At 26.5% G+C, this 4,676-nt stretch carries 4 protein-coding genes, 1 tRNA gene, 1 other RNA gene and 1 pseudogene; 4 read left to right on the top strand and 3 right to left on the bottom strand.

Annotated elements, in window-relative coordinates; all coding sequences use genetic code 11:
* Positions 1–446, bottom strand: a pseudogene (locus OYV_RS00905) (hypothetical protein); the annotation flags it as partial.
* Between the two features lie 168 nt (positions 447–614).
* An RNA gene (gene ffs, locus OYV_RS04565) (signal recognition particle sRNA small type) lies at positions 615–706 on the bottom strand.
* 330 nt (positions 707–1,036) lie between these two features.
* On the opposite strand from ffs, the gene OYV_RS00900 reads away from it, so the two are divergent.
* From OYV_RS00900 to OYV_RS00890, 3 genes are all read left to right on the top strand, one after another.
* A tRNA-Arg gene (locus OYV_RS00900) sits at positions 1,037–1,113 on the top strand.
* A 304-nt stretch (positions 1,114–1,417) separates the two neighbouring features.
* Positions 1,418–2,503 (top strand): DNA recombination protein RmuC, encoded by a 1,086-nt coding sequence (locus tag OYV_RS00895; protein ID WP_011160644.1) that lies wholly within the window; start codon positions 1,418–1,420, stop codon positions 2,501–2,503.
* Between the two features lie 318 nt (positions 2,504–2,821).
* Entirely contained in the window at positions 2,822–3,133 is a 312-nt protein-coding gene (locus OYV_RS00890; RefSeq protein ID WP_042067745.1) for a hypothetical protein, read from the top strand.
* A gap of 57 nt (positions 3,134–3,190) precedes the next feature.
* On the opposite strand, the gene OYV_RS05505 is transcribed toward OYV_RS00890, so the two are convergent.
* Entirely contained in the window at positions 3,191–3,319 is a 129-nt protein-coding gene (locus tag OYV_RS05505; RefSeq protein ID WP_269077275.1) for a hypothetical protein, read from the bottom strand.
* Positions 3,320–3,639: 320 nt separating this feature from the next.
* On the opposite strand from OYV_RS05505, the gene OYV_RS00885 reads away from it, so the two are divergent.
* A partial coding sequence (locus OYV_RS00885) for an Rnase Y domain-containing protein (RefSeq protein ID WP_052360382.1) occupies positions 3,640–4,676 on the top strand: 1,037 nt, incomplete at its 3' end.

Below are 4,676 nucleotides of genomic sequence, written 5' to 3'. Positions count from 1 at the left end.
GATATCAATACAACAAAAGCAGGAATTCTTAACCAAACAGAAATTTGTCCACTAAGCAAAAAAGCATTTAATAAAATAGGCACTAAAACTGCCACAAATAACAATTTTATTGTTTTGATTAAAGTAGCTTCTTTTTGGAAAATCTGCCATATAAAATCTAGCCACATATCGTTTATATCTTTTTGATAAAAAGCTCCAAATTCTTCGTAATATTTTTTTTCAACCAAAAGGCGGCACACTCCTTTATCAGCAGTCCAAACAGCAAATTGGCGTGATTGAAAAAGAGTACTATAATATTTGCTTTGATCCAAATAATAAAATTCTAATTTGGTTTCTTTTCCTTTTAATGTTGTTTCTTGGGTTAAAAATGGTTCTCCTTGTAAAGAGTTGTAAATATTAGTTAATAATTTAAATTCTTTTTCTTTTTGAAAAAATGAAAAATTCATATGATTGCTCCTTTTCCTTTATTTTTTAGTTGTGAAATTGTTATTTTTCGAAAGTTTTTTTGCCAAAATTCATTAATAAAAATTTATTTTTTTGTTTTTTTAATTTTATGCATTGAATTGTTTTTTTAAAAATTGTTTTTTGGGTCTTTTATATTAAAAATAACCTTTTCAAACCCTATCTTCCACACAATAAAAATAACTTATGGCTGCTTCAATCAAGACCTGACCAAATTCGTCTCTTATTGTTGAATGATAAGGTTTGAAAAGGCTACCTTAGTTTTGTTGGATAAAAATACTTGTCTTTCGTTAATGTTTTTTGTGATTTGTAAATTATTTTTTTCTTGAAAACATTTTTAAAAAATTTTGTATTTTTTGTTTTAATTTAGAAATTATTTAGAAATTAAAAATCAACATTATTATTATATACTTTTTTTATGTATTTGTGCAAACTTTTTTTATTTAATAGATATTTAATGACTTTTGGATCGTTTTTTCTTTGAGGATTTAAATAAAGAAACTATCTTCACTACTTTAATTGCTTTTTTTTGTCCAAAACAATGATTTTATAGTATAATATTTGTTGTATGTTTGTTTGAGTAGCTCAGCTGGATAGAGCAACGGCCTTCTAAGCCGTCGGTCGGGGGTTCGAATCCCTTCTCAAACGCCAGTTTATCTTTTATTTTTTGCACCATGTCCCTTAATTTAGTAATTTAGCACTTAGTCATTTATATTTATTTTTAATATTTATTTTTTTGTCCCAAACATTTTCACACATTTTTATTTTATGTATGTTATTTGTTTTTCAAATAAGAAATAAATATTAAAAATATTTAAAGAAGAAATCTCAATAATAACCCTTTTTTTATTTTTGTTTTGTTTTTTATTTTTTGTATTTTTTTATATCAACTTTAATGCATCCTAAAGCTAAAAGACATTAAAAAAGAAAAAAAGAAAAAGGAATAACAAAATAAATGCCTCAAGATCAAATTGTTTTTTTATTAATCTTAACTTTATCCGTTATTTTGATTCTTATTTTGGGTAGTGTAACTTTCATTATTTATTTTTTTGTTGCCAAACCGAAAAAAACGCAAGTCAATATCCAAGATTTTGTGAAACAAGCTTTTTTAGAGTCAGAATCTAGGGTTATTTGTCGTTTGGATGATAAAATTAACAATTTAACTAATCAAAGTCAAGATAGTTTAACTAAAGAAATTAAAGATACTCGCCAACATTTAACAATTAATCTGGAAAATTCTTTAAAAGTTTTAAGAGAACAAAATGCAAGTGGTTTTCAAGAAGTGCAAAACATTCATAAATTATTGTGCCAAAACGATAAAACAGGACAAGCTGGAGAATTTTTGTTGGCACGCGTTTTGGAAAATGTTTCTCATTTTAAAGATAAATTAGTTTTTGAAAAACAATATTTAATGAAAAAAACAAACAATAACGGCAATCGTCTTAAAGTTGATGTGATGTGTAAAGGTTATGGTAAATTTGTTCAAATTCCTATTGATTCGAAGTTTCCTACCACAGATTTTCTAGCCTATATTAACGCCACTTCCAACCAAACAGAATTAAAGAGTCGCTTTTTATTTCACGTTAAAGAAAGAATTAAAGAAGTTCAAAAATACGTCAGCAAAGAAGACAACTGCCCTTATGCCATTATGTTTATTCCTTCTGAAAGTATTTTTGCCCAAATTAATTGCGATCCTGAAATAATATCATATGCTTTTAAACGCAATGTTATCATTACAAGTCCTTCGATTTTACTTGCTATTCTTAATTCAGTTGATTATTATTTTCAAATTTTCGAAAGTGTTCAAAACAACGAAGAAAAACTTGAATGTATTGAAAATGTTCTACAAGCGATGAAAAATTTTGATAAAGTCTTTATTTATGATTTGAAAGCGGCTTTGGAAAAAGTTCTCAAAGTGATTGAAGATATTCAAAAAAAAGAAAAAACCTTAGAGCAACGTTATCAAAAATTGTTAGAAGTTCGCAAAAAAGAAAATAACAATTCCAAAAACAACATCAAAAATGAAAAGATAGATTTTTAAATCATTATTTTAACTCCTTTTTGACATTATTTTAACATTATTTTGCAAATACTTTTTTGAGTTATTATATAATATTTACGGATACTATTTTTTTTATTTAGTATCTTATATATTTCATTAATTAAATTATTAAAATTACCTATATTTTTAAATCCAAATTAAAATCAAAAAATTATGCATTCAAATCCAATTTATATTATTTATTATTCTTTATTTTGATATTTTGAGTTTTGGCATGATTTTTATTCAACAACCAAAGGATATCATTTTATTTTTAAATTTACTTCCAAGCAAATCATTATTACTAGCGTTTTTATTTTGATATTACTTGCCATTCCTATTATTATATTTTTTTCTTTAGAAGAAGAATCTCCTCAAGGGTCATCTTCTGATGAAGTTATTGAACAAATGCAATTTTCTGATGAAACACAAAACCCAAACCCAGCCCCTTCGATTTTAGAAAAAAAATCTTTGAAAGATGTATTTATTGAAAGATCAGGAGAAATTGTTGAAAAAGTTATAAAATCTCCGAAAGTATCTCAATCACTAGAAACTTTTTCTAATAAATTATCAAGCGCCGTTAGCAAAAGCCTTTCACAAAATAAAAAGCAATCACCAAGAAAAGCTTGATTATTAATTATATTAATAAATTCAAATATTTTGCTAGCACATAATAATATATAATAATTAAATATTTTTCATTACAAAAGCTAATCTTTTTAAGGTTAGCTTTTCAGTTTTTTTATTTTTGCCACTATTCATCACATAACCGTTGTTTTTTTCATGGTTTTTGCTGAATTTTTTTTCGCAAACCAAACTTTATTATTTTTTTTAACCCCAATTTATACATTTTTATTTTTTCATTTCACGATGAAATTTTGTACTGAACAAATTAAAAAAAATAATAAAACTTCCAACCTGCCCCATTCAAAATTAATTCTAAATTAATTATCAATATTTAAAAAAACAAATTTATTTATCGTTTTAATGACAAAATTGCATCAAAAAATCTAATTTCCCCTATTTTTTTATTTTTTGTTTTGCATTACAAATCATTAAACTAAATTCAAAAAGAAAAAGAGGTAAAACAATGATTTTACATTTGTTAACCCCCCCAAAAGAAAGGTATCAAGGATATGAAAGGTGATTATTGGCGAACTCATTGTATAATGGGTTGTTCCCTTTTTGTCTTTGCTTTAATTTGTGGATCAATTATCGGCTATTTTTTGTATTCTTTTTTTAATCAAAAGAAATTAGAAGAAAAAAAACAAGCATTTGACAACAAACTAAAAGAAAAAGAAAAAGATTTGCAACAACGCGAACAAGAAATGATGCGTAATGCCAAAATAGAAATAACTTCTTTAAGACAAAAATTAGAACTGGATTTAGAACAAAGAACCAACACAATTGTTGATTTAGAATCCAAAAATAATCGTCGTGAAGAATTGCTTCACAACAGAACTGAGAGCCTCAATAAAAGAGAAGAGCATTTAGATTCTGAACAACAAATAATTAGCCATACTAAAAAAAACCTAGAACAACAAATCAAACAACAAAAAACAATTTTAAACACCCAAAAACAACAATTAGAAAAAATAGCTTCCTTAACGCAAGATCAAGCCAGACAAATCATAATGAAAGAAACAAGAGACCAAACCACTTATGAAATGATGTCATATATTAAACAAGAAGAAGAAAAAGCCAAAAGCGAAGCATCTAAAAAAGCCAAAACTCTTTTAGTTTTAGCCATGCAAAAATATGCTGGCGATATTACAGGAGAAAAAAATATTAGTGTTGTTAACATTCCTAACGAAGATATGAAAGGACGGATTATTGGGCGCCAAGGCAGAAATATTAAGTCTTTGGAAGTTTTAACCGGAGTAGACTTAATTATTGATGAGTCCCCTTGCACCATTATTTTAAGTAGTTTTGACCCGATTAGAAGAGAAATTGCCAAAAAAACTTTAGAATTTTTGGTCTCTGATGGGCGAATTCATCCTTCTCGCATTGAAAAAGCCTTAGAAACTTCAACCATAGAAGTAGACAATTTTATTAAAGAAATGGGCGAAGAAGCTGCTTTTATTACTAAAATCGGCGAAGTGCACCCCGACTTAATTAAAATTTTGGGAAAACTGCACTTCCGCATTAGTTACAGTCAAAATGTTTTGAAACA

The sequence above is a fragment of the 'Chrysanthemum coronarium' phytoplasma genome (assembly GCF_000744065.1).
GTDB classification, from domain to species: Bacteria; Bacillota_I; Bacilli_A; order Acholeplasmatales; family Acholeplasmataceae; genus Phytoplasma; species Phytoplasma asteris.
Note: the sequence above shows the minus strand (reverse complement) of the source record. Positions and strands in the feature narration are given on the sequence as shown.